General features: G+C 38.7%; 1 protein-coding gene and 1 pseudogene. Both read left to right on the top strand.

Annotation, left to right across the window (positions count from 1 at the left end):
• Nucleotides 1-47: 47 nt before the first annotated feature.
• Nucleotides 48-548 (top strand): transposase, encoded by a 501-nt coding sequence (locus KUL49_RS20695; RefSeq protein WP_131138458.1) that lies wholly within the window; start codon nt 48-50, stop codon nt 546-548.
• Nucleotides 536-1,390 (top strand): annotated as a pseudogene (locus KUL49_RS20690) (IS3 family transposase); the annotation flags it as partial. The gene KUL49_RS20695 and the pseudogene KUL49_RS20690, both read left to right, overlap by 13 nt.
• Nucleotides 1,391-1,419: the final 29 nt, after the last annotated feature.

Here is a 1,419-nt window from a genome sequence, read left to right as displayed (position 1 = left end):
GAAGTGACCCCCATTAGTTGGACATTCCAATTATTGGGGGTCTTTTTATGTCAAAACACAATAGAGCGTTTAAAATAAAGCTCGCTCAGCTAGTCGAAGAGAAAAATTCTGAAGCTTTAGGTAGAAAGTATAGAGTAAGCGCTCGGCTTATTCGCTATTGGTTTCAGGTTTATCAAATAAACGGCTCAAATAGCTTTATTCATAAGCAGCTACCTTATTCTAGCGAGTTCAAAACCCATGTGCTAAAGACGATGGAAATGAACAATTGGTCATTGGGTTATACCAGCGCCTATTTCGACTTATCATCCCCTGGTATTTTATTTCAATGGCAAAAGCTTTATGCTCGCGAGGACATATCCCGTCTCAACCCCAAAAACAAAGGTAAGCCCCGCGTGACTAATAACTCTTCAACTCCTAAACCATCATCAGAGATGACTGAAAAAGAGCTTAGAGAAGAACTCGATTATTTACGTGCAGAGAACGCTGTCTTAAAAAAGTTAGAAGCCTTGGCTCAAGCCAGAAAGAAAAAAGCAAAGACAAAACGATAGTTGTCGAAGAGCTCAAGGCAATATATAGCTTACAACATTTATTAAGAGTTACAGGGCTTCCCAAGAGTGTGTATTACTACCATCGTAATGCACTGAGTCAGCCTTGTTCCAATACTGACTTACGCGTAAAAATCCGTGATATCTATCACAAACATAAAGGGCGATATGGCTATCGTAGAGTGACTTACGCTTTACGAGCGATGGGCTTAGTGGTTAACCATAAGCGTGTACAACGCCTAATGTGCGAACTTGGTTTGAAGTCAAAAGTCAGGCCTAAACGTTATAAGTCTTACAAAGGTGAAATCGGCAGAATCGCAGAAAATAAATTGAATCGTGAATTTACTGTAGAACAGCCTAATCAAAAATGGGTGACTGATGTAACTGAGTTTAAAGTGAATAATCAGAAGGTATACCTGTCACCGATAATAGATTTATTTAATCGAGAGGTCATTAGCTATGAAGTGCGGACATCTGTAACGTTACCCTTAGTTACAGATATGCTTAAAGCCGCGACTAGTAAGTTATTACCCCATGAAAAGCCACTCATACACTCTGACCAAGGATGGCAATATCAAAACAAACAATATCAAAATCACTTGAAACAGAATGGGCTACTTCAAAGTATGTCTAGAAAAGGAAATTGCTTAGATAACGCTGTTGCAGAGAACTTCTTCGGCATATTAAAAACTGAGATGTACCACAATAAAACGTTCAAAGATGCAAATGAACTTATTGAAAACATCAAAGAATATATCGATTATTACAACAACGAACGTATTAAGCTAAAACTAAAAGGCCTGAGTCCGATACAATATCGAAATCAGGCCTTGGTTGCCGCTTAGAAATGAGTCCAACTTAATGGGGTCACTTC

The organism is Alteromonas sp. KUL17 (assembly GCF_006538305.1).
Classification (GTDB): domain Bacteria; phylum Pseudomonadota; class Gammaproteobacteria; order Enterobacterales; family Alteromonadaceae; genus Alteromonas; species Alteromonas macleodii.
This window is presented reverse-complemented; position numbering and strand designations above follow the sequence as displayed.